Annotated in this window: 2 protein-coding genes and 1 pseudogene; all 3 read left to right on the plus strand. The window is 54.7% G+C overall.

Annotation, left to right across the window (positions count from 1 at the left end; genetic code table 11):
* On the plus strand, nt 1-217 hold a 217-nt coding region (locus RMO15_RS30500; protein WP_309722136.1), incomplete at its 5' end, for a hypothetical protein.
* Complete coding sequence (locus RMO15_RS30505; protein WP_309722140.1) at nt 214-1971, plus strand: hypothetical protein; 1758 nt, start codon at nt 214-216, stop codon at nt 1969-1971. The genes RMO15_RS30500 and RMO15_RS30505, both read left to right, overlap by 4 nt.
* A 233-nt stretch (nt 1972-2204) precedes the next feature.
* Nucleotides 2205-2582: pseudogene (locus RMO15_RS30510) on the plus strand (ATPase, T2SS/T4P/T4SS family); the annotation flags it as partial.
* Nucleotides 2583-2711 lie beyond the last annotated feature (129 nt).

The following is a 2711-nucleotide window of genomic DNA, read 5'->3' on the forward strand; positions in this document are numbered from 1 at the left end:
CCAATCTATCAAGTCTCTGGGTGCGCAGGCAAACGTCAAGCTCGTCATTCTCATCGGTGTCAATCGCGATCAACGAGATCGAGTCCGTCAGGAACTTATGCCGTTTGGTCGCCGGGGCTTACTCCTTGAAGGAGACGCTCCTTTTAATGAGATCAAGGACAGAATCACACAGGCACTCGTAAGCCCTCCTGCTCAGCTCTCAGGAGGTGCGCAATGAAAGCACCTGAATTTCTGCGACGCTTCAGCCGCAACGGCGTTGCCAGTAAACTTGAGCATGAAGCTCCTAGCGTAAGCTCTAGTGCTATCTCTGCGGCAGTCGCCAGTGTGCTCGCCGAGCACCGTGATGATACGGAGCCTGCCGAGGTTACTGAGCAACGAGTCACTTCTAATCCCAACCCACGTAACCGTGATAAGTATGGCAACATTCTTTCGCGGGGAGCCTGGGTAGACTTACCGATTCTGGCACCCGATGTTCCGATTGAGAATACGGAGCTTAGCAAGCTCCTCACTACTCTTTGCAACCAGGGGCGCACTCCCACGGCTTCACAACTTAGCTTCCTCTACAACCGGTCAGTATTGGAGACGATTCAGAACTCGAAGAAGCTATTTGCCGAGGCGCAAAAACGAGTCGATCAGCACAACCAGCGGGCGGTTCAAGACAATGCCGCACTCACAAGCGCTGAAAAAGATGTGCTTTTGGAGCGCGAAGAGGCTCTGATAGGGCCTCGAAAACGAGCCATTATTTGTCGGGGCAGAGCTGATCTCGCTGATCAGATTGCTGCCGCTCGTGCCGGGGAAGCGTGTGTCGGCTACAGCGTGGACGATCCTAATTCTTCCACCAAGGAATATCGGGATCGAAATTTGTTACCAGCAGTTGCCGCCCAGGAGCTTGCGAAGGCAAAAGGCGATCAAGCGGAGGCTGAACACCTCCTTGAAGCTCTCACTGAGCCTCAGGAACTCTACCAGGAACCAGCTACGGAAAAAGCATTGGAGATTGTTGGGGGAAAAATTTGGAGATTCCTCCTGGCGATATTTTTTGGCCTCGCTGTTTTCACCTCGATCATGACAGCATCCGGCATCCTGGGTATGGATGATCTTCTAAGCGGTAAGGCGTTATCGAACAAACCGCTAGTCTTACTGTTCTATCTGCCTGCCGCACTGGGAGGAAGTTGGGCACTCGGACACATTTTCCACCAGCTCGGAATGCCTGCGGGGGCAACCTATTTCCGGCAACAGAACGAAGAGATCGGCCCTCGGTTCATGAAGGTAGGAGCGGGATTTGCCATCCTGAGCATTACCATTGATGCAGCGATCCATTGGAGCTCTTTCGTCAAATCCGCAGGCATCCTTGCTCTCAATAGCAATACACAGGTTGGACTAGGGCAACAAGTGGCCTCATGGCTCATGGCGATGTTCTTTGTGTTTGGCTATGTCCTCTACGAGTTTGGCTCTGGAATCGTAAGCCAGTGGCACCGGGCAGATGCGGAGATCAAGCTTCTTAAGTATCAGAAGCATCTGCACCAGAAGCGCCTTGATGACCTGCATGAGCGTATCGCCAAGGCAAAGCAAGTGCAGGCGACAGCATTGGGCAAATCTGAAACAGCTCCACTCTTCAAAGCAATTGGCACAGATCGGGTCTACCAGAGGGTCGCCCGATCCTGTAATCGGGCAGTTGTTCTGAAGGCAATTGCGACTCAGGCGGAAGCGGCAGTCAAGACCCTGGAGCAGCACTACGAGGCTCAGCTCCTAGCCTTGGAGAGCCGCAGAACGAGACCGCGTGAGACTTTCTTTGAAGACGATATCAAGCGTGTTGAGGAAGGCGGCTACGCCGCCCAGTTGGAGAGCGAGATGTTCCGTAGAAGGGTTGCTCGTTTGACGCATGAGACTGAGTATCCATGGCTCTTGCAGTGGGTACGGCGCTGGTTCTGGTTCTGGAACCCCTTCTGGATGTGGGGCCGCCACCGACTGTAGGCGGGCTAAAAGGCGGGCTATTCCTGGGGCCAGACCGGGGCACTGGAGTAGCCCTCCACCATTTGCAGTAGACGAACCATGAGCCTTTACAGATGAGGTAGGGGCTGGGTCAGTCCTTTCTCAGGCCACGTCCCTTTTCCCATCTACAAACCCGCCGTTATCGTCGGGACAACTCTCTTCACATCACCTTGTGATCTTGGAGACTTTCTATGCTCTGTCAATTTATTGAGTACATGCTACGGCTGGCCTACAACGCTATCACTGGAGCGTTTAGCAAGGCTCGTGTTCGCAAACAAATAAATAACGAAAATCCGCAGCCATCCGAGACTGGCCCCTCTGTCGTCATTGGTGAAACCATTGTTTCCCGATTGAGCAAAGCACGCACTCCAAAGCCTGTCAGGATCTTCCTCGAAACACTCTACCGCGGACTCTTCATCACAGGCACAACTGGCTCGGGCAAGACAACGACCCTCTACGCCTCACTCCACCAACTCAATCAACCCGACCGGAAGATACTCACGGTGGAGGAACCGGTCGAATACCAGTTCCCGCGAGCGGTGAATTCGGTCGTGACGCAGCGAGAGGTCGGGCTTGATGTGCTGACGTTCGCGGATGGACTGCCGATGGCGGCCGTGCATGTGTGGAACCTGAGGGAGGCGTTCGCCCGCGGGGACATTGCGGGCTCAGGTGCGCGGCTGGCCACGCCCCCTCCCTCCCCTCCCTCCCTCCTACCCGTGGCA

Source organism: Armatimonas sp. (genome assembly GCF_031410135.1).
GTDB lineage: Bacteria > Armatimonadota > Armatimonadia > Armatimonadales > Armatimonadaceae > Armatimonas.